This is a genomic window from Chromobacterium sp. Rain0013, from assembly GCF_015291765.1.
GTDB lineage: Bacteria > Pseudomonadota > Gammaproteobacteria > Burkholderiales > Chromobacteriaceae > Chromobacterium > Chromobacterium haemolyticum.
Map to the genome: position 1 here is coordinate 3642955 of NZ_CP031514.1, position 20783 is coordinate 3663737.

Genomic DNA, 20783 nt, shown 5'->3' on the forward strand with positions numbered 1-20783 from the left:
TTAAAGATGTAAAAACTATACATCTTTATCGCGGTATTGTCATCGTCCTGGGCAAACATTCGCTCTGGGCAGTCTTGACCCAAGTCAACACCCCAACCATACCGCTTGCATAAAATCTTCACATTCTTACGGCATAACCTGGCGGCGGCGCTTCCATTGCGCAGCCGGCTTGATGAGGCGGCTTATGGCATTGGTGCTTTACGACGACGGCAATCACAAATGCGTCGCCTTCACCGAACTGGTGCAAGGCGAAGGCATACAATCCAACCAGTTCGCCATCATCGACCAAGGCGAGGGCATTTTGCTGGATCCGGGCGGCAACCTCACTTACAAGCACCTGATCGCGGAACTGGCCGACTACTTCCTGCCCTCGCACACTCGCTACATATTCGCCTCTCATCAGGACCCGGACATCATCGCCTCGGTGGGCGGCTGGCTGCTCATCACCGACGCTCAGGTGATCATCGCCGAAGAATGGACCCGCTTCTTGCCCCACTTCTGCATGCGCGGGGCCACAGCCGGCCGGCTGGTGGCGATTCCGCCGCGCGGCATGTGGCTGAGGCTGGGCGGCGCGGAACTGCAAATCGTCCCGGCCCATTACTTGCACACCGTCGGTTTTTTTCAGATCTACGATCCAATCAGCAAAATCCTGTTTTCCGGCGATATCGGCGCCTCGCTGATGGACGGGCACGCCGCCGGCTTGCCGGTCAGCGATTTCGATGCTCATCTGCATGACAGCCACATGCTCGCCTTTCATCGGCGTTATATGTCCAATAACAAGGCTTGCAGGCTATGGGTGGAAATGGTCCGTCAGTTGGACATTGAGTGGATCGTGCCGCAGCACGGCGCTTCCTTTCAGGGCAAGCCTATGGTGAAGCGCTTTCTGGACTGGTTCGAAACCCTGGAGTGCGGCACCGACCTGATCAGCCCCGCCGATTTCACGCCGCCGCCTCGCGAGGTGCCCTCTCATGACTGACTGGCTGCCGCAGAGCAATTTCGACCTTGTCGCCGGCCTGGCGCTGATCATGGGCCTACTGAGCTTGCTGGCCGCGCTGCGCTGGCAAGCGCGCCGCGACCGCGCCGCGCAAGCGCGGAACGCCGACATCCAGATGGCGGAACCGGAGCCTGCGGACACCGGCGACGCCGAGCTGCCCTATCAGGTGGATGAGCTCGATTCGCTCGCCGAGGTCGACATCTTCATCGAGTTCGGCTATCTGGAACAAGCCGCGCAAGCCTTGCGCCACTACGTGGACCGGCTGGCGCCGCACTCCGGCAAGCAGCTTCAAAGGCTGGCCGGCCTATACCTGCAAACCGGCGCGCTGGACGACTACGCCTTGATGCTGGAACGCCAGCACGATCTGGCGCTGATAGGACGGGAAGCCCTGGAGCAGGCGGTGGAGGCCGGGCTGCGCGTCGAGCGCAACCACCTGTCCCTGCGAGTATTGGCGGAGCAGCGACTGGGCTGGGGGCCGGAGGAGATCGGCCTGCGTCTGGGCGACGACGCGCCGGACCTGTCGGAAGAAGCCACGGAGGAGACAACGGCGGCCATCCTCCCCTCCCGCCCGTCGCCGTCGCCATCCATCGATGCCAAACGGCCCCAAGCCTTGCTGCATGGCTGCGCCCCGCTGTTCCCGCTGAACGAAAGAGAGAAAGACGTCATCGCCGCGCTCTTGCCGGCCGAACGCCGGGCCAAAGTCTGGCTGCGCTGGCAAGAATACGCTGCCGCAACCACGGCGTTAGAGCAGACGCTGGCCTTGCGGCCTCACTCGCTGACGCATCTACTGGACCTGCTGTATGTGCATTACCGACAGCGCCAATTACCGCGCTACGCGCGGACGCTCTGGCGCTTCCACTTGGCGCTGGGCGAGCATGGCGTAAGCCTCAAAGAACAATTGATCCACGCGGGTTGGCTGCTCGGCGCCCACCCGGTGCTGGATCTGCTGGCGCAACGCCCCGAACGGCCGGAGCTGGAACGCATCGGCCGCAGTTTCGGCTTCAGCGGCGCGCGGCGAGGCGGACGCCTACCTCAGCGAAGGTCAGGTCGATATGGCTATCCAAACCTTGGAGCAGGCTGTGCTAAGCCAGCCGGAGGACGCCGCCAACTATCCGCCTTTGCTACAGCTTTACCGTCGACAAGACGACCGTGCTCGCTTCCATTGGCTTTTACAGCAGCTGCGCTCGCATGTGACGCGGCTGCCGCTGGAGGTCAGCGCGCAACTGGCCGGTTTCGATGCCGACGCCGACGCCGCCCATCGGCGCATGCTGGCCGCCTGAGCAAAACGCCCATGCCGCGCCCCACCCCGCCCGCCTCCGATATCGCCGTGCTCGCCGTCGGCATGGACGACCGCAAGCTGGCCCTGCTTCGCATGGCTTTTCGTTTGCACCACAGCATACGCTACCGCTTGCTGGAGTCCTCGTCCGGCGAACACCTGCCGGACCTGGCCATCGTCGATATCGACAGTCCAATCGGCTGGCAAGCCTGGGAAGAGTTCCGCCTCCGCCACCCAGAGCTGCCCGCCTTGATCGTCGCCTCTACGCCGCCGGAACACGCCCCGGCTCCGACGCTGACCAAACCGCTGCGGGTGGAATCCCTGTTTCCCCAACTGCAAGCGGCGCTGAGGCCCGCACCTATTCCGACACGCGCTCCGGCGACGGACCCGCTTCCGGCTACGGCGCCCCGGTTCGAACCGGCCGCCGCGCCGGCTCCTCCGTCTTCCATGCCGCCGATCTCCATCGCCCGTTTCGACCCTCGCCGCGGCCTGCTCGGCGCGACCACGCGGCTGGCCCGCCAACCGCGGCCGGCGCTATTGCTGGTGGAGGGCCGGCCGCTGCTATGGCTGCGTCCGGACCGCGCACAAGCGCAATGCCTGCAGCCCGCGGAGCAATTGCGCGAGCTGTGTCGGCAGGATGCGCCCGCATTGCAGGCGCAGGCCGCCGGCGCCAGCGCCGGCGTCGTCACCCAGCCGTTACCGGCGCTGCTATGGCAACTGGCGATTTGGAGCAGCCAGGGGCGGCTGCCCGCCGGCATCGGCGCCGACACCCCCCTGCGGCTGAGGCAATGGCCCAATCTGACCCGGTTGGAGGCGCTGCCGGATGCGACGCGCCTGAGCGCGCTGCTGACCAAAACGCCGGCCACGCTACGCATCATCATCCGGCTGCTTCGCGTGGACCCCGAACACGCCTGCACCTTCCTGGCCGCGGCCCATGCTTTGGGCCTGCTGGACTGGCGCAGCGATGCGCCGCCTCTGAAAGTGATATCCAGCGCGCCGGTGCGGCCCGGCTCGACGCCGACCGGCCCCCTGCGCCCAGACGGCGCCGGCTTATTGTCCCGACTCCTGCAAAAAGTGACCCGCTTGTGAGCCTCTCGACCTTCCATCATGCGCAGCCCCGATAACAAAATCCTCTTCGCAGGCCCCGTGGGCGCAGGCAAGACCACCGCCATCGCCGCCATCAGCGACATCGCCCCGATCCGCACCGACGCCAAGGCCAGCGACATGACCCTGCATCGCAAGGACCACACCACGGTAGCCCTGGACTACGGCATGCTGCGCCTGGACGCCGACACCAAGGTCCACCTCTACGGCACCCCCGGCCAGGAACGCTTCGACTTCATGTGGGACATCGTCAGCCGCGGCAGCATCGGTCTGATCCTGCTGTTGGACCACAGCCGCGCCAACCCTCTGCAGGATCTCAGCTTCTTCCTGCGCGCCTTCGAACCGCTGCTGCGCCGCGCGCCGCTGGCGCTGGGCGTCAGCAAGACCGATCTCGCGCCGCTGTCCGCCACCGACGTCTACGCCGAAGCCCTCGCCGCGCGCGGCTTGAACGCGCCGGTGTTCGAAGTGGACTGCCGCCGCCGCGAAGACATCAAACAACTGCTGCTGGCGCTGCTGTACTCGATAGACCCTGGTCTGGGAGAACCGCAATGAACGAAGAACTGCGGCTGAGCGGGCCGCTCTACCCGATGGCCACGCCGGCCGGCGCCTTTTACGCCGTAGCGGGAGCCGAAGCCGACCTGACCCGTCGCCTGCTGTTCAACATCCTGCGGCTTGGCCATGCGGTGCCGCTGAGCGAACCCTTGCTCAGCGAATGGTGCGACGACGAGTTGGAACAGGCGCTGGCCACCCTTTATCGATTGCAACGATTGGAATTCGTGCACGGCACAGCGGAACCGCGGCCTGCCCTCGCCGGCAACCTGGAAAGCCAGCTGCCGGAGCTTCTGGAGGCTTTGTCCGGCAGCGGTCAGGCCTTGCTGGCCGACGATAACGGCCTCTATTACGCCACCGCAGGCTTCCACCACGAAACCGCCGAGGAAATCGCCGCGCTGGCCGGCGATTTGATGTCATTGAGCCGCCGGCATCATCTATTGCTCAAGAACCATCTCAATCTGGGCAGCGCCGCCTGGGCCGCGGTGGACCCGGCCGGCCGCAGCCAACTGGCTTTTTACCCCCTGCACGTGGCGCAGCAGGCCTTCGCGTTGATCATAGGCGGCGAACCTCGGCTGCAAAGCGAAGCCTTTGTGGGCTTGGTGGAGTTGCTGGCGCGCCGCTACGCCTGAACCCCGGCCGCGCTACGGCCGGCGCATTGAACAAAACCCTGGAGAACACCATGCGTGAACAGATGCTCAAATCCATCCTGAGCGACCTCAACGGCGCAACCGCCGACATAGAAGCATCCGCCATCATTTCCGCCGACGGCCTAACCATGGCGGCGCTGCTGCCGCAGGAGGTTGACGAAGACCGGGTCGGCGCGATGGCCGCTGCGATGCTCTCGCTGGGCGAGCGCACCGCGCGAGAACTAGCGCGTGGCGGGCTGGAACAAGTGATGGTCAAGGGAGAGCACGGCTACATTCTGATGAGCCACGCCAGCCCGGACGCGGTGCTGACCGTGATCGCACGGCGCGAGGCCAAGCTGGGTCTGATTTTTCTCGACGCCAAACGCGCGGCGCGCAGCATTGCCGAAATTCTCTGAGAACCTCGCGAGCAGGGTCGAGACAAGGCGAAAACGAGCGAAAAAACGGAATGGTCGGGTGGTACATGCGCATTTTGAGCTTGTACTCACCGTGCAACGCACCACGAAGCGCAACAGACGTTGAACAGGTTCTAACAAGCAGGCCTATGCTTGGCGGCACATGGCCGGCACAATACGGTTTTGCTTCCGCGCAAGACTCGACTCCATGTGGAAAACCATACTCGCCATCTCCGTCGGCGCAGCGTTGGGCGCCTTGTTGCGCTGGGCGCTGGGCGTCAAGCTGAACAGTCTATGGCCCAGCCTGCCGCCAGGCACGCTGGCCGCCAATCTGATCGGCGGCTACATCATCGGACTAGCCGTCGCCTTCTTCGCCAGCGCGCCGGGGGTGTCGCCGCTATGGCGGCTACTGGTCATCACCGGCTTTTGCGGCGGCCTGACCACCTTCTCCACCTTCTCCGCCGAAGTCATCGCCTTGCTGCAGCAACAACGGCTGTTGCCGGCGCTGGCCGCCGTCGCCGTTCACGTCGGCGGCTCGCTGCTGGCCACCCTGACCGGCATCGCCAGCTGGCACTGGCTGCGCGCGCTCAAGGGATGATGCCGTCTAGTGCGTCGCCCCGCCCGTCTCGACAATGTCCTCCGTCGCGGTCAAAGCCGTTTCCAAGGCCAGCCGCAGACCCGCGACTATCATCTCCAGGCTCATGCTGGGCGCGCCCGGATGCGCGGCGGCCTGCTCCGGCAAATAGGGAATGTGGATGAAACCGCCGCGCGCGGGCGCGCCGGTCAAGGCGTGCATCAGGCCGTAGAACACATGGTTGCAGACAAAGGTCCCCGCGCTTTGCGACACGGCCGCTGGAATGCCGGCGGCGCGCAAGGCCGCCGCCTGCGCCTTGATCGGCAAAGTGGAAAAATAAGCGGCTGGCCCCCCCGGCACCACCGGCCGGTCTATCGGCCGATGGCCGGCATTATCCGCGATGCGGGCATCGTCCACATTGATCGCCACCCGCTCCAAGGATAGCTCGGGGCGTCCGCCCGCCTGACCCACCGCCACGACCAGCGCCGGCCGCAATGCGGCCATTTCTCCGCGCAAAACGCTCAAGGCCTCGCCGAACACGCATGGCAGCCGCCTCGCAGCTACCACCGCGCCCATCAACGACTCTCCATCCAGCCGGCTCGCAGCCTCCCATGACGGATTCACGCTCTCGCCGCCAAACGGTTCGAAACCCGTCAACAACACGATCTTGCTCATTCAAGCTCTCCCTCGTCCAAAGCCAGCAAGGCGAAAGTCCCCAGCCAATGCTCCCCAGTGTAATGACCACTGACCACGTGCGGCAGGCCCGCGTCCAGATGCGCCCGCGCGCTTTGGCCCAACAAAGCCCCCCAAGCGTCGTCCGCCGGCAGCGCCGCCGTCAACTGGCGCAAACACCAGGCGCGGCTCAAATTCAAGCCGATGAGATGGCCGATCTTGGGGTCCGAGCCGTTACTGACCTTTACCGGACTCAGCAAGACAGCGTTTCGCGGCAAATCGGGCAAGAAAGCGCGCAGCCAATCGCGAAACGGCTCCGCCAGCAACAGCCGGCTAAGCAACAAAGCCTGGCATAAGCAGGGCGACAGGAAATCATCGCCGTTTGGCTCCAAGCGCGCCGGATAATCCGCATCGGACAGGAAATAACGCCGGGCTGCCGCCTCCAGCGCCTGCGCCAGCTCGGCATCGTCGGCGGCGCGTGCATAGTCCAGGCTCAGCAACAAGGCAAAGGCAGTGTTGGCGTGCCCGCCGCTGCGGATCGGATAATCCTGCAAAGGGAGAAACGTAAGCCAGCGCTGACGGATCAAAGTCAGCAGCGGCCGCATCGCCTCGCGCCATTGACCGGATTGAGGCGCCTCCCAGGCCTCAAGCTCTTGCGCCAAGGCCAGCAACCAGGCCCAGCCATAAGGCCGCTCATAGCTTGTACGGCCCGGGGCGGCGAAGTAGTCCGCCTCTGCCTGGAAAGCCTGCGGCGAAAAATGGCTGGCGAATAGAGCGGCGATATCAGCCTGCTCCGGCAAACGTGGAAAACGACGCGCCAGGCGCGCCAACAGCCAGAAGCCATGCACGGCCGAGTGCCAGTCGTAGCAACCGTAGAACACGGGATGCAGGCTGCGCGGCGTGCGCGCATCATCCGGCCCGTTCAGCAAGTGGCTCAGAAAGTTCGGATACTCCCGAACCAGGCCGGCCAGCGGCAGCGCCGCCAGCGCGGAAGCTTGTTGCGGATTCATTCAGCCTCCTTTAGGCCTGTTCACGATCTCGCGAGACAAGGCGAAAACAGCTGAGAAAGCGGAATGCACACATGGCACATGAGCATTTCGAAGGGGTTTTCAACGCCGTATCGCCACCGCGCAGCAGATCGTGAACAGGTTCTTAGCGAAACACGATGAAATACATCAACAGAATATTCACGCCCAGCAAGGCCAGCGCGGTGGGAATCTGAGTCTTGATCACCAGGTATCTGTCCTTCAGTTCCAGCAAGGCCGCTGGCACGATATTGTAATTGGCGGCCATGGGCGTCATCAGCGTGCCGCAATAGCCGGAATACATGCCGATGGCCACCAACGGAGCGGCGTCGGCATGCTGGCCGACGATCAGGAAAGGCAGCGCGATGCCGGCTGTCATCACCGGAAACGCTGCAAAGGCGTTGCCCATGATCATGGTGAACAGCGCCATGCCGATACAGTAGATCGCCACCAGCAGAAAACGGTTGTCCGGATCGACAAACAGGCCCACCACCTCTTGCACCGCCTGGCCGGTCTTGGCGGCGACGAACACCCCTCCCAGCATCGCCAGCATTTGCGGCAGGATGGCGGCCCAACCAATGGAGTCCACCAGACGACGCGATTCGCGCACCGCCTGCAGCGGGGTGCCTCCAGTCAGCTTCCATCCCAGCAACAGCGCGCAGACGCAGGACACCGCCAAGGCGGCCAAGGTCAAATGCTTCTGATCCAACAAGGCCGCGCCGCCAATCCCGACATCCTTCAGCAACACCGTGCAAGCCACAGTCAACAGCGGAATCAACAAGGCGGGCAGGAAAATCTTGTTGCCCAGGCGGCTGGCGGCCTCCCGTCGCTGCTGATCGCTGCTTTGGCTATAACTGCCGGACGCCAAACAGCCGGCTCCGGCCAACAGGGCGAGCGCGATCACGATGAGGCCCACCAGGCGATAGGCCATCGCCTTGCCCAGAACCGCCGTTATCAAGTCGCCGAACAAAAAGGTGGAACCGAACAAGAACCAGAACAAGGCGGTGGTATAGCGCTTGGGATTGCCGCGGTCGCGCAGCGTCATGCCCACCAAGAGCATCACCACAATGCCGATCAGATAATAAATGTCATTGATGCTGAACCATGCCTTCATGCCGCAGCCTCCTGTTGAGCGCGCCAAGCGGCGATATCGCTTTGCAATCTGGCGTCAAGCCGCGCCAAGCGCGCCATATGGATGATCAACGCGCTGACGGCGGTGGGAATCGCCCACAGGCCGATGTGCAGCGGTTCGATATTGGCGATGCCGTTTTCCTTGAGGAAGGCATCCATCAACAACACCGCGCCAAAGGCGATGAAGATGTCCTCGCCGAAAAACACCGCGATATTGTCGCAGGCGGCGGCATGGGCGCGGATGCGGTCGCGCAAGACCGGCGGCAGCTCCCCCAGCTGATTGGCCGCGGCGCCCTCGGCCATCGGCGCCAGCAAAGGGCGCACAGTTTGGGCGTGGCCGCCCAGATTGATCAGGCCCAGCGCGGCGGTCAGCTCGCGCACCACGAAGTACAGCATCAGGATGCGCGCGGTGGTGGCGCTGCGAATGCCGGCTATCCATTGCTGTGCGCGTTCTTTCAGGCCATAGCGCTCCAACAGGCCGATCACCGGCAGGATCAGAATAAAGGTGGCCAATTGGCGGCTATTGAGGAATTTTTCGCCGAAGGTTTCCAACAGCGCGCCCAGATCCATGCCGACCGCCAGGCCGGTGCTCAGACCTGCGGCGGTGACCACCAGCAGCGGATTGAAGCGCAACGCGAAGCCCGCCACAACCACGGGAATGCCCACCAGGGGCAGGTAGGATGCAAGATCCATGCAGTTTCTCCTTTGTATGATGGAAATGGCCGCCTGCGGACGGCTCTAGTTTCCGGATAAGGCTCACAAAGCCATGATGCCCACGCCCTCCTGTTCCAAGCGCCGACGCAACAACCTCGCGAACTCCAGCGCGTGCGCGCCGTCTCCGTGCAGGCAAACGCTGTCGGCGCGAATCTCCAACTCCCCGCCGTCCAGCGTGGCGACTCGTCCTCGCAACACCAGCTCCAGAGTCTGGCGCAAAGCCTGCTCCGCATCCTCGATCACCGCGCCCGGCATTCCGCGCGGCGCCAGACTGCCGTCGGCCAGATAAGCGCGGTCGGCGAACACTTCTTCTATCGCTTGCAAGCCGTGACGCCTCGCGGCGCGGCCGGACTCTCCGCCGGCCAAACCCACCAGCCGCAGTTCGGGATCGAAATCCCTCACCGCTCGGGCGATGGCGTCGGCCAGCGCCGGATCGCGCGCCGCCTGGTTGTACAGCGCGCCGTGCGGCTTGACGTGGCGCAGCCGCGTTCCGGCTGCCCGGGCCATCGCATCCAGCGCGCCCACTTGGTACAGCACGTCCTGATATACCCGTTCCGGCGCGCGCTGCATCGTCTTGCGGCCAAAATGCTCGCGGTCGGGAAAGCCTGGGTGAGCACCCAGCGCCACCCCGCGTCGCGTCGCGTCCCGCACCGCCCGCCACATGGTTTCGGCGTCGCCCGCATGCCAGCCGCAGGCGATGTTCACCGAGCTGACCTGGTCCATGATCGCCGCGTCGTCGCCGCAACCCTCGCCGATGTCGGCGTTCAAATCGATCTGCATGCCTGACTCCAATCCTGTCCCTGCAACCACTGCCGCAGACGTAAGCGCGCCGCCGCCGCCTGTTGCGCGTCCACCATCTCGAAACGCAGCTTGGCCCCCGGCCGCGCTTGCGCCAGCTTCCACAAATCCGCTTCAATCACGCAGGCGATGCGCGGATAGCCTCCCGTCGCCTGCGCGTCCGCCAGCAAAACAATGGGCTGACCGCCCGGCGGCGCCTGCACTACGCCGGGGAGAACCCCGTGGGACGGCAAATCTCCGGCGGCCTCCCGCGCCAAGGCCTCGCCCTGTAAGCGATAGCCCATGCGATTGCTCTGCGCGGACACCGTCCACTCGCCTTCGCTGAACGCCTGCCGCGCCGCGCGGGAGAACTGCTGCCATTCCGGGCCCGGCAACGCGCGCAACAACGGCGTCCAGCCAAGATTGCGCCGGCCCAGCCGGCCAGACAGCGCAAGCGCCGGCCCCAAGGGCAATTGGTCCCCGGCCTCCAGCGCGCGCCCCATCCAGCCGCCAAAACCCGCTTGCAGATCGGTGGCGCGCGCGCCCAGAACCAGAGGCGCGTCGATGCCTCCGGCCAAGGCGAGATAAGCGCGCATGCCGTGACGGCAGCCACGCAAGAGCAAATGCTGACCCGCGCGGGCCGGATAGCGCCAGCCGCTCCACACCGGTTCGCCGTCCAGCTCCGCGCCGAAGTCCGCCCCCATCAACGCGAACCAGCCATCGCGCAGAAAGCGGACGCCAAACGGCCCTAAAGCCACCTCGATGCCAGCCGCGTCCGCGGCGTTGTCCAACAGACGGTTGGCCATGATCAGCGCCGGCGCGTCCAGCGCTCCGCTCTGCGCGACGCCGAGGTGACGCAAGCCACGCCGGCCCAGGTCCTGCACCGTGCTTTGAATGCCGGCCTGCGTAACTTCAATCATCTCCGTCCTCCCGCGGCACAAAACGCACGCAGTCGCCTGGCAGCAACAGAGACGGCTCCGCGCGTCGCGAATCGAATAATGTCAGGTGAGTCCGGCCTATGATCTGCCAGCCGCCGGGACTGGTCGCCGGATAGATGCCGGTCTGCCCGCCGCCAATGCCCACCGAGCCGACCGGCACCGCCAGCCTGGGCTCAGCGCGCCGCGGCGTGGCCAAACGCTCGGGCAGCCCCCCCATATAGGCGAAGCCGGGCTGAAAACCGAGGAAGTACACCACGTAGTCCGCCGAAGCATGAGCGGCCACCGCTTCCACCTCGCTCAAGCCGGCATGCGCCGCCACCACCGCCAGATCCGGACCGTGGCGACCGCCGTAGCGCACCGGCACATCCACCCGCCGCACACGCGGCGCGACCTCTTGCGCTTCCGCCCAGCCGCGGCGCAAGCGTCCCAGCCAAGCCTCGCCGTCGTCGGCGTCCGGGTCGAAGATCAGGGTGAGATTGTTCATGCCGGGCACCACGTCGATCAGCCCAGACGCACCCGTCAAGGTTTGCGCCAGCCACCAAATGCGTCGCTGACACGCCAGATCGGCCGGCCTAACGCTTTCCAATACAGCGGCCCGCTCGCCCAGCAGGTAATAGCGCATTGAGTTCGATGCCAAACCATTCTCCATTTGCAGCCGCCCGTCTCGCGGTGCGCATATTTGTTATTTTGCAGATAAAACATCTATAAATTATTTGTATTTATTGACTATGTCCAGCGCAAATGACGTTTTGTTATACTGGCCGGCCAAGCCACCTCGTCTCCGGACCCGTCCATGAACGCTCAACGCAACATCGTCTCCTCATCGCATCTGGTCTCCGAGCGTTGCGCCGAGCTATCCGAGTTCGAATTCGGCTTGATCGTGGCCAACAACGCTTTCAATCGCTGGATGACCCGCTGCATGGCGGCCGCTGGAGAGAGCGATATGACCGCGATGGAAGTGTCCCTGCTGCATCACGTCAACCACCGCGGCCGCAGCAAGAAATTGGCGGACATCTGCTTCGTGCTGAACATCGAGGACACTCATGTGGTGTCCTACGCGCTGAAGAAGCTGGTGAAAATGGGCTATGTCGGCAGCGAAAAAGTGGGGAAGGAAGCCTTGTTCGCCACGACCCAGGCCGGCATTGAACTGTGCCAGCGCTACCGCGACGTGCGCGAGCAATGCCTGATCAACGCGCTGATCGACAACGGCGGCCAACAGGCCGATATCGGCGACAACGCGCAATTGCTGCGCATGCTGGCCAGCTTGTACGACCAGGCCTCGCGCGACGCGGCCTCTATGTAAGCGCTGGTTGATCTGCGAACCGCCGCGCCTGGAGAAAAACTCGCGCGGCAAGCGCGGCACATGCTTGCCTCGCCATTTTGGGCGAACGCCGCCCTTGCCGCCGGCCTCGCCATGTCGCGCCGGCGCAGACTCTTCCCGTTCCCAGATACCAATCCAATCAAGCCAACGGCAAGCCCAGAGAAATTAGGCTATTCATTTATTATCAAACCTTCTCATCTAAAATAAACATTCGATATAGTTGTAAAAAATATTGAATAATTTCGAATGGGATGATAAAAACGCCATACACCAGCACTTAGACCGGTGAAATACCGCCCGTTGGCGGGTGCGCCGCGACAGGCAGACTCCGAATTCAACTGCGGCGTCGGCTCGCCGCTCGGGCCAGAGACGTCGGCGTCGGCGCTTGATGGGGACCATTTAGCCGCATAGTTACCATATTCATCAGCCGGAACCGCCATGAGGTCGAATACCGCCAACCGACAGCTGCTCTTTGTCGTGCTGCCCTTCTTGCTCATCGTCGTCATGCAGGTGGCGCTAAGCGCGTTCAGCCTCTATGTGGTTTCCACCGCCCGAGCCTACGTGGCGGGGGAAGGCTTATGGTCGAAAGCGCAGAAGGACTCCATCTACCATTTGACCCGCTACGCCCAGACCGGGTCCGACCACGATTTCCAACGCTACCGGCTGGCGATCTCCATCCAGCTGGGCGACCACCGGGCCCGGCTGGCGCTGGATCGCAAACCGCCGGATCTGGACACCGCGCGCCAAGGCTTCCTGGACGGCGGCAACCATCCAGACGACATTGAAAACATCATCCGCGCCTATCTGTGGTTTCACCGCATCAGCTACCTGGCCGAAGCCATCCGCTATTGGAAAATAGGCGATTACTACCTGCAGGAAATTCAGACCATCGGCGAGCAGTTGCGCCAAGGCTACGCCGACGGCTCCTTGAGCCAGGCAGACAAAGCCGCTCTCACCTCTCAGATCGTCGAAATCAACGAAGCGGTGAAAGCGCCGGCCCAGGGCTTTTCCCGCGTGCTGGGCAACGCCTCCCGCGAAGTCAGCCAGGCGGTCTGGAGCGCCAATCTGATGGCGGGGATGCTGCTGGTGCTGCTGACCATTTTGCAGATCCGCCGGCTGATTCAGGCCTCGGACAATTACAAAGCCGCCTTGCAAGCGGAGCAGCAACGCGCCGAGATCACGCTGCAATCGATAGGCGACGCGGTGATCACGCTGAACATGCAGGGCGAGGTGATCTATCTGAACAACAGCGCCAAGCACATGCTGAGCCACGTAGAGACGGAAAGCCTGGGCCTGCACTTCGATCAACTGCTCAGCCTGATCAAACAAGGGCAAGAAACCGACAGCACGCTGCGCTTCGCCGAGCTTTGCCGCCAGGACGAAACCAGCCGCACCTATCCCAAGCTGAACATGCTGCGTCACAACGCGATTCCGCTGCAGGTCAGCCTGGTGGCCGCGCCGATTCGCGACCGCCACGGCGAGCAATACGGCATCGTGCTGGTGCTGCATGACAATACCGCGGAGCAGCAATACATCAACGAATTGTCCTGGCAGGCCAGCCACGACGCCCTGACCGGCCTGGTCAACCGCAGGGAGTTCGAAACCCGCGCCATCAAGGCGATCAAACAACTGGACCAAGCCGAGGCGTCGCTGGCGCTGATGTTCATTGACCTGGACCAATTCAAACTGATCAACGACACCTACGGCCACGCCGCCGGCGACGAACTCCTGTGTCAGATCAGCCGCTCGGTGGCGCGGCGACTGCGCGCCTCGGACACGCTGGCGCGGCTGGGCGGCGACGAGTTCGGCGTCTTGCTCGGCAACAGCTCGGTGGAATCCGCCATCGCCAAGGCCAATAATCTGCGCCAGGCCATCATGGAATGCAGCTTCCAGTGGGAAGGCAACCAATTTTCCATCAGCGCCAGCATCGGCCTGGTCTGCGTGTCCGACGCCGACACCTCGCTGGCCGAGGTGATGCGTTCGGCTGACATCGCCTGCTACATGGCCAAGGAAAAAGGCCGCAATCGCATCCAACTGCACATTCCTCACAATTCCGAAGTGTCGGCGCGCTTTCACGAGATGGACTGGGTGCAGCGGCTGCGCCAGGCCCTGCGCGACGACAGCTTCACCCTGTACGCTCAGGACATCGTCCCCCTGGCCGCCCATCCGGAGCGCGGACGCTATGTCGAGGTGCTGCTGCGCCTCAACGCCGACGACGGCAGCCAGGTGCCCCCGGGCTTGTTCGTGCCAATCGCCGAGCGCTATGGCCTGATGACCGAAATCGATCGCATCGTGGTGGAAAAAGTGTTTCAGGAGCTGGCGCTCCTGCGCCGCGCCGGCAATCAGGACATTAGACACTGCGCAATCAATCTATCCGGCTCCACCCTGTGCGACGACGGCTTCCTCGCCTTCGTGCAGCAGCAGTTCCAACGCAGCGGCGTCCCCCCGGAACTGATCTGCTTCGAAATCACAGAGACCAACGCCATCGCCAACCTGGAAGCCGCACAGCGGCTAATCCACGAACTGCGCCGAATCGGCTGCCTGTTCTCGCTGGACGATTTTGGCACCGGCATGTCTTCCTTCGCTTACCTGAAGCACTTGCCGGTGGACTTCCTGAAAGTCGACGGAAGCTTCGTCCGGGAGATGGCGACGGACCCGATAGACCATGCCATGGTGGAGATGATCAATCACATCGGCCACGTCACCGGCAAGCGCACCATCGCCGAATTCGTGGATACGCCCGAGATCGTGGCCGAGTTGCGCAAACTGGGCGTGGACTACGCCCAGGGCTTCCACCTGAGCCGGCCGGAGCCCTTCGGCTTCCGTCATGCGCGCGGCGATCACCGAATGCGACAGCAATAGGCTACCGGCCTGATCGTCAGGCCGGATCAGGGCGGCCTACAGGCCGCCGCGTCTGGCCGGCTTGGCCCGGCCTTGCTTCTAAGGAAAGGGGACACGATGAGTAAAGAGATCGGTTTTGTCAGGAGCGGCCCGCTGATGGACCTCCACAGCTATCCGGAATGGACACGGGAGATGGTTCGTCACTGCGACGCCTTCAAGCGCCAGGTGGTGGAGCACGAGCTGTTCCGGCAGATGCGCGACGGCGTGCTGCCCGTCGCCGTCCACCAGGCCTTTCTGCGCGGCGGCTGGCCGGTAATCGAACAGTTTCCGCAATACATGGCCAAAAACCTGCTGAAAGTGCGCTACGGCCAACATCGCGGCCACGATATGGCGCGCCGCTACCTGATCCGCAATATCCGCGTGGAGCAAAACCACGCAGACCACTGGGTACAATGGGCCGCCGCGTCCGGCGTGGACGCCGACAGCCTGCTGCATAACCCCCAGGCTCTGGAAACGCTGAGTCTCAGCCACTGGTGCAATCAGGTCTGCGAGCGTGAATCGCTGGAGGTGGCGATGGCGGCCACCAATTACGCGATCGAAGGCGCTACCGGTGAATGGTGCGCCGCCGTTTGCTCCAAAGAGGATTACGCCCGGCAGTTTCCCAAGGAAAAGCGCGCCAAAGCGATGAAGTGGCTGGCGCTGCACGCGCATTACGACGACGAGCACCCGTGGGAGGCGCTGGAAATCATCGTCACGCTGGTGGGCGAAGACCCAAGCTCGCGGCAAGTGGCGGAACTGCGCCACGCGATCTGTCAGAGCCACCGCTACATGCGCCTGCTGCTGGATCATTACATGAGCCAGCCCGCGCAGGAAACTTGCCCGCGCGCCTGCGCTGAGCCGGCGCTGGCCTGACAGCCTGTTCAAAGCATCGCGAGCAAAGAAGGGGAAGGCTTTTAGGCAGCAAAGGCGGAACGCGCAAGACCGGCGCAAACATCCCGCAACCGTACTCGCCAAGCACAGCCGCCCCCGCGCAGCGGGCAATGACCGGAAACAGCGCCAGCCGTAAAACAAACCGCCCCGCAAGTCAAAACTTGCAGGGCGGTTTACTTTGCCTCTATGGACCGGTTTAGCCGCGCAGGCGACGCAACACCTCATCCTTGCCGATCAAGGCCAGCACCGCGTCCACCGAAGGGGTCTGGGTGGTGCCGCATACCAGCACGCGCAGCGGCATGCCCAGCTGGCCCATCTTGATGCCCTCTTCCGCGCAGAAAGGCTTGAACAGTTCGTGGATGGCTTCCGCGGACCAGGTGTCCAAACCCGCCAGCTTGTCGGCGAAACGCCCCATGCGCGCCACGCTGTCGCCGGACAAATGCTTGTCCACGTCGGCCGCCGCGGCTTCCCGCTTGCGATAGAAGTAGTCCACTTCCAGCGCCAGCGCGTTCAAATCCTGCACCCGCTCCTTGACCAGAGCGATCACGTCCTCGATGGCAGGCCCGCCGGACAGCTCGACGCCGGCGGCGGCCAAACGCGGCGCGATCAGTTCGGCCAGGCGGCCGTTGTCGGCGGTTTTGATGTGCTGGGCGTTCAGCCACATGAATTTTTCATGATTGAAGCGGCTGGCGGACGCGCTCACCGCCTCCAGGCTGAACCACTCGACGAACTGCTCCATGCTGAAGAACTCGTCGTCGCCGTGGCCCCAGCCCAGGCGCGCCAGGTAGTTCAGCAGCGCTTCCGGCAAAATGCCCTTGTCGGCGTAGTCCACCACGCTGACCGCGTCGCGGCGCTTGGACATCTTCTGGCCGTCCTCGTTGAGGATCATGGGCAGATGGCCGTACACCGGCAGCGGCGCGTTCAAAGCCTTCAGGATATTGATCTGGCGTGGAGTGTTGTTAACGTGATCATCGCCGCGTATCACGTGGGTGATCTGCATATCCCAGTCGTCCACCACCACGCAGAAGTTATAGGTCGGACTGCCGTCCGGGCGGGCGATAATCAGATCGTCCAGTTCCTGATTGGCGATCTCGATGCGGCCCTTGACCGCGTCGTCCCAGGCCACCACGCCGTCCAGCGGGGTCTTGAAACGCACCACAGGTGCCACGTCCGCGGGGATCGCCGGCAAGGTCTTGCCGGCTTCCGGACGCCAGCGACGATCGTAGCGCGGCTTCTCCCCGCGCGCTTCCTGCTCTGCCCGCATCGCTTCCAGCTCGTCCTTGCTGCAATAACACAGGTAAGCGTGGCCGGAGGCCAGCAGCTGCTGGATCACATCCTTGTAACGGTCGAAACGATGGGTCTGGTAGAACGGGCCTTCGTCGTAGTCCAGGCCCACCCAGTGCATGCCGTCCAGAATCGCCTTCACCGATTCCGGCGTCGAACGCTCCAGATCAGTGTCTTCGATGCGCAGCACGAACACGCCCTTGTTCTTGCGGGCGTAGGCCCAGGAAAACAGCGCGGTGCGCACGCCGCCGATGTGCAGATAACCGGTGGGGCTGGGAGCGAAACGGGTACGGATCATGGTGACTCAGGCTCGAAAACGTAAAACGGCTATTGTACGCCGGCTGACGAAGCGGCAGCAAACCCCAGGGTTTGTGGGAAACGCCCTCCCTGCCAGCGCAAGCCCCTTAAGAACGTATTTACGCTCTCTCGGGCTAAAAGTAGATCGCAAACAGGTTCTAAGCCAGCCAACGCCGGTGCAGACTGGCCGGCACCAAGGACTCCGGCTCGGCCAGGGCCTGACCTTCCAGCAAGGCCAAAGCCAATTCCAGGCTGCGCGCCGCCATCTCGCGGCTGTCCTGCACGATGGCGTCGACGCGCAACGGCAAGCAGTCTAGCAAGGAGTGATCGTCGAAGGTCAGCAGGCGCAGCGGCGCGTTGGCCAGGCCGCAGTGCTGATTGAGGAAGGCCAGCGCGCCCTCCAGCAAAGAGACCGAGGCGGTGAACAGCGCCTGCGGCAAGCGGTGATGCTGTTGCCGCCATTGCTGCATCAGTTCGAAACCGGAGCGGCGCAGGTAGTCTCGATGGCACACCCAGCCCGGCTTTTCCTCCACGCCATGCAGCGTCAAGGCCTGGCGGTAGCCTTGCAAGCGATCGCGGCTGGGCGACAACTCTGCCTGGCCGCCGAAGAACACCACTTCAGACACGCCCTGCTCCAACGCGTCGCCCACCAGCCGCTCCACGCTGGCGCAACCATCGGTCACTACCGACGGAATGCCGCTGCCGTCCACCCTGCGGTCGACAAACACCAGCGGCAACCGCCGCACCCATTTCTGGTAGGACTTGGCCTCGTGCGTGCACGGCACCACGATCATCGCGTCCACCTGCCGCGCCACCAGATGGGCCATGACCTCGGCCTCGCGCCGCGGGTCTTCGTCACTGGTCACCAGCAGCATCTGGTAGTCGCGCTGGCGGCAAAGCTCTTCCATCGCCTGGGCCAGCGCCGCGTGAGCGGAGTTGGTCAGATCCGGAATCACCAGCCCCACCGAATTGCTGCGCCGCGAACGCAAGGAGCGCGCCGACTGCGAAGGGTTGAAATGCTGCTCGCGCGCCACCTTCTCCACGCGCTCCACCGTCGCCCGGGAAATACGATAACGCTCGGCATGGCCGTTGAGCACCATGCTGGCGGTAGTGCGCGACACGCCGGCCAGTTCGGCGATGTCGTCTATGGTCAAACGCTTGTAGCCGCTCATCGACAGCCTATTCCTCATGCGGCGGCGCCATGCCCGCCGCCCGAAACTCAATTGCAAAACAGCCCCGGCCTGCGCAAGCGCGGGACGGGGCCGCCGATTGCTGGCAACCTTACCTCAAGCGGGCCGCCGTCGCCAGAGCGATGGCGGCCTCCCCGGCTTACTGCTTGACCAGGTTCAAAGGCACCGGGATGAATTTCTCCACCTGCTGACCGTCGATCAGCTTCTTGGCGGTCTGCACGCCGTACTGACCAATCAACTCCGGCTGTTGCTGCACAGTGGCCGCCAGCCCCCCCGCCTTGACCGAAGCCACGGCGTCGGCGGTGGCGTCAAAGCCCACCACCACAACGTTCTTCAGGCCCGCGGCCTGAATTGCTTTCAAAGCGCCCAGCGCCATTTCGTCGTTATGAGCGAACACGCCTTGCACGTCCTTATTGCCCTGCAGAATGTTTTCCATCACCGACAAGCCCTTGGCGCGGTCGAAATCGGCCGGCTGCTTGGCCACTACCTTAACCTCGGCCTTGCCGTCCGCCACCGCGTGGAAACCCTGGCCGCGCTCGCGTGCCGCGGAGGAGCCGGGGATGCCCTCCAGCTCTACCAGCCGGCCCTTGCCGCCCAGCTTCTGCAGCAGGAAGTCGGCCGCCATCTTGCCGCCGGCCACATTGTCGGAGGCAATATGAGCGCTGACTTCCGTGCCGTTGACGCTGCGATCCAGCGATACCACCTTGATGCCCTTGCTTACCGCTTCCTTCACCACATTGGCGACGGCGGAGGAGTCAGTGGGGTTGATCAGGATCACGCTCACCTTCTTCTGGATCAGGTCCTCAACGCTGGCTTGCTGCTTGGCGGAATCGTCCTGCGCGTCCACGGTGATCAGGCGCACGCCCTCTTTGGCCGCCTCGTCTTCCGCTCCCTTGCGCAGCGAGACGAAGAACGGATTGTTCAGGGTGGACACCGCCAGGCCCACCACCGGTTGGCCGGAGGCCGCGGCCGGCGCGCTGGCGCCAGCCGACGCGCCGTCGGCCGGACCCTGCTTGGTGCAGGCGATCAGACTGGCCGCGATGACACTGAAAACCAAAGGCTTGATTAAGCGTTGCATATCGGAACTCCCCTTGTGTAATGGTCGCTTGCGCTACGCGCCCGCCGGCGGCGGGCCCGTTCTCACTTCTTGCCGCTGCGGTCCAACAGCACCGCCAGCAGAATCACCACGCCCTTGATCACTTGCTGGTAGAACGAAGACACGCCCAGCAGATTCAGGCCGTTGTTCAATACCCCGATCAGCAAAGCGCCGATCAGCGTGCCTACAATCCAGCCGCGGCCGCCGGTCAGGCTGGTGCCGCCCAGCACCACCGCGGCGATGGCATCCAGCTCATAGCCGGCCCCAGCGGTGGGCTGCGCCGAATTCAAGCGCGAAGTCAGCACCGCGCCGGCCATCGCCGACAGCGCGCCGGACAAGGTGTAGACCCAGATCTTGACCCGATCCACCTTAACGCCGGACAGGCGCGCGGACTCCTCGTTGCCGCCGGTCGCGTAAACATGGCGGCCAAAAACGGTTTTCTTCAACATGAACCAGAAGCCGGCGAACATCAGCAGCATCCACACCACCGGCACCGGCACCACGCCGGCCACATAGCCGCCGCCCAACATGGAGAACATATCGCTGCCGAAGCCGGTGATCGGGCTGCCGTTGGACGCCACCAGCGACAGGCCGCGCAGAATCGTCATCGACGCCAGCGTGGCGATGAAGGGGGCCACCTTGCCCTTGCTGATCACCAGACCGTTGCAGCAGCCCATTAGCGCGCCGGACAGGATGCCCAACAGGGTGGCCAGCAGCGGATCCACGCCGGCCTGCAGCAGCATCGCGGTCAGCACCGACGACAACGCCAGGATGGAGCCCACCGACAGGTCAATGCCGCCCAGCAGGATGACCAGGGTCATGCCGAAGGCGATCAGCGCGTTGATGGAGACCTGGCGCATCACATTGAGCAGATTGCCCATGGTCAGAAAGTCGGCGCTCATCACCGACAAGCCGGCGCAGATCGCCAGCAGGGCGATGAAAGGCCCGAGTTTTTGCAGCGTTGCTTTTTGTTGCGGGGTCATCTTGCTTACCGTTTCCCTTGCTTGCGCCCAATGGGCGCGACCTGA

20 protein-coding genes are annotated in these 20783 nt (G+C 63.7%); 9 read left to right on the forward strand and 11 right to left on the reverse strand.

Annotated elements, in window-relative coordinates; translation table 11 throughout:
* The first annotated feature begins 184 nt into the window (after positions 1-184).
* The 6 genes from DXT74_RS16765 to crcB all read left to right on the forward strand — a co-directional run bounded on the left by DXT74_RS16765 (position 185) and on the right by crcB (position 5563).
* Entirely contained in the window at positions 185-976 is a 792-nt protein-coding gene (locus tag DXT74_RS16765; RefSeq protein WP_043631101.1) for an MBL fold metallo-hydrolase, read from the forward strand.
* Positions 969-3359, forward strand: coding sequence for a hypothetical protein (locus DXT74_RS16770; protein ID WP_194426528.1), 2391 nt, complete (start codon positions 969-971; stop codon positions 3357-3359). Before DXT74_RS16765 ends, DXT74_RS16770 begins: the two co-directional genes overlap by 8 nt.
* 18 nt (positions 3360-3377) lie before the next feature.
* Positions 3378-3926 (forward strand): ATP/GTP-binding protein, encoded by a 549-nt coding sequence (locus DXT74_RS16775; RefSeq protein WP_019100998.1) that lies wholly within the window; start codon positions 3378-3380, stop codon positions 3924-3926.
* Positions 3923-4555 carry a hypothetical protein gene (locus DXT74_RS16780; RefSeq protein ID WP_019100999.1) on the forward strand — a complete coding sequence of 211 codons (633 nt, stop codon included), beginning with the start codon at positions 3923-3925 and terminating at the stop codon, positions 4553-4555. Before DXT74_RS16775 ends, DXT74_RS16780 begins: the two co-directional genes overlap by 4 nt.
* Positions 4556-4605: 50 nt before the next feature.
* A complete protein-coding gene (locus DXT74_RS16785) occupies positions 4606-4968 on the forward strand; it encodes a roadblock/LC7 domain-containing protein (protein WP_019101000.1) in 363 nt (120 codons plus the stop codon).
* 205 nt (positions 4969-5173) lie between these two features.
* Positions 5174-5563 carry a fluoride efflux transporter CrcB gene (gene crcB, locus DXT74_RS16790; protein ID WP_043592972.1) on the forward strand — a complete coding sequence of 130 codons (390 nt, stop codon included), beginning with the start codon at positions 5174-5176 and terminating at the stop codon, positions 5561-5563.
* A gap of 6 nt (positions 5564-5569) precedes the next feature.
* On the opposite strand, the gene pcp is transcribed toward crcB, so the two are convergent.
* From pcp to pxpB, 7 genes are all read right to left on the reverse strand, one after another.
* Positions 5570-6214, reverse strand: coding sequence for a pyroglutamyl-peptidase I (gene pcp, locus DXT74_RS16795; protein ID WP_081554967.1), 645 nt, complete (start codon positions 6212-6214; stop codon positions 5570-5572).
* The gene (locus DXT74_RS16800) at positions 6211-7221 is read right to left on the reverse strand and encodes a DUF2891 domain-containing protein (protein ID WP_194426529.1); all 1011 of its coding nucleotides are present in this window, start codon (positions 7219-7221) and stop codon (positions 6211-6213) included. The genes pcp and DXT74_RS16800 overlap by 4 nt, the downstream gene beginning before the upstream one ends.
* A gap of 142 nt (positions 7222-7363) precedes the next feature.
* Positions 7364-8350: a DUF979 domain-containing protein gene (locus DXT74_RS16805; protein WP_043631093.1), complete on the reverse strand. Its 987-nt coding sequence runs from the start codon at positions 8348-8350 to the stop codon at positions 7364-7366.
* Positions 8347-9060, reverse strand: a complete 714-nt coding sequence (locus DXT74_RS16810; RefSeq protein ID WP_019101005.1) for a DUF969 domain-containing protein — start codon at positions 9058-9060, stop codon at positions 8347-8349. Before DXT74_RS16810 ends, DXT74_RS16805 begins: the two co-directional genes overlap by 4 nt.
* Positions 9061-9123: 63 nt before the next feature.
* Positions 9124-9861, reverse strand: coding sequence for a 5-oxoprolinase subunit PxpA (gene pxpA / locus DXT74_RS16815; protein WP_194426530.1), 738 nt, complete (start codon positions 9859-9861; stop codon positions 9124-9126).
* Complete coding sequence (locus tag DXT74_RS16820) at positions 9846-10778, reverse strand: biotin-dependent carboxyltransferase family protein (protein WP_194426531.1); 933 nt, start codon at positions 10776-10778, stop codon at positions 9846-9848. Before DXT74_RS16820 ends, pxpA begins: the two co-directional genes overlap by 16 nt.
* Positions 10771-11433 (reverse strand): 5-oxoprolinase subunit PxpB, encoded by a 663-nt coding sequence (gene pxpB / locus DXT74_RS16825; protein ID WP_370551728.1) that lies wholly within the window; start codon positions 11431-11433, stop codon positions 10771-10773. The genes DXT74_RS16820 and pxpB overlap by 8 nt, the downstream gene beginning before the upstream one ends.
* 156 nt (positions 11434-11589) lie before the next feature.
* Here pxpB and DXT74_RS16830 point away from each other — a divergent pair, with 156 nt between their 5' ends.
* The 3 genes from DXT74_RS16830 (at position 11590) to DXT74_RS16840 (ending at position 15870) form a co-directional block, all read left to right on the forward strand.
* Complete coding sequence (locus DXT74_RS16830; RefSeq protein WP_043631083.1) at positions 11590-12099, forward strand: winged helix DNA-binding protein; 510 nt, start codon at positions 11590-11592, stop codon at positions 12097-12099.
* A gap of 456 nt (positions 12100-12555) precedes the next feature.
* Positions 12556-14979 (forward strand): bifunctional diguanylate cyclase/phosphodiesterase, encoded by a 2424-nt coding sequence (locus tag DXT74_RS16835; protein ID WP_052370212.1) that lies wholly within the window; start codon positions 12556-12558, stop codon positions 14977-14979.
* Between the two features lie 96 nt (positions 14980-15075).
* Positions 15076-15870, forward strand: coding sequence for a TenA family transcriptional regulator (locus DXT74_RS16840; protein ID WP_043631081.1), 795 nt, complete (start codon positions 15076-15078; stop codon positions 15868-15870).
* 214 nt (positions 15871-16084) lie between these two features.
* On the opposite strand, the gene gltX is transcribed toward DXT74_RS16840, so the two are convergent.
* The 4 genes from gltX to DXT74_RS16860 all read right to left on the reverse strand — a co-directional run bounded on the left by gltX (position 16085) and on the right by DXT74_RS16860 (position 20738).
* On the reverse strand, positions 16085-17470 hold the full coding sequence (gltX, locus tag DXT74_RS16845) for a glutamate--tRNA ligase (protein WP_081554974.1): 1386 nt from the start codon (positions 17468-17470) through the stop codon (positions 16085-16087).
* A 157-nt stretch (positions 17471-17627) separates the two neighbouring features.
* Positions 17628-18659 carry a LacI family DNA-binding transcriptional regulator gene (locus DXT74_RS16850; protein ID WP_231138206.1) on the reverse strand — a complete coding sequence of 344 codons (1032 nt, stop codon included), beginning with the start codon at positions 18657-18659 and terminating at the stop codon, positions 17628-17630.
* 139 nt (positions 18660-18798) lie between these two features.
* Positions 18799-19737 carry a ribose ABC transporter substrate-binding protein RbsB gene (gene rbsB / locus DXT74_RS16855; RefSeq protein WP_194426532.1) on the reverse strand — a complete coding sequence of 313 codons (939 nt, stop codon included), beginning with the start codon at positions 19735-19737 and terminating at the stop codon, positions 18799-18801.
* A gap of 62 nt (positions 19738-19799) precedes the next feature.
* Positions 19800-20738, reverse strand: a complete 939-nt coding sequence (locus DXT74_RS16860; protein WP_019099980.1) for an ABC transporter permease — start codon at positions 20736-20738, stop codon at positions 19800-19802.
* Positions 20739-20783: the final 45 nt, after the last annotated feature.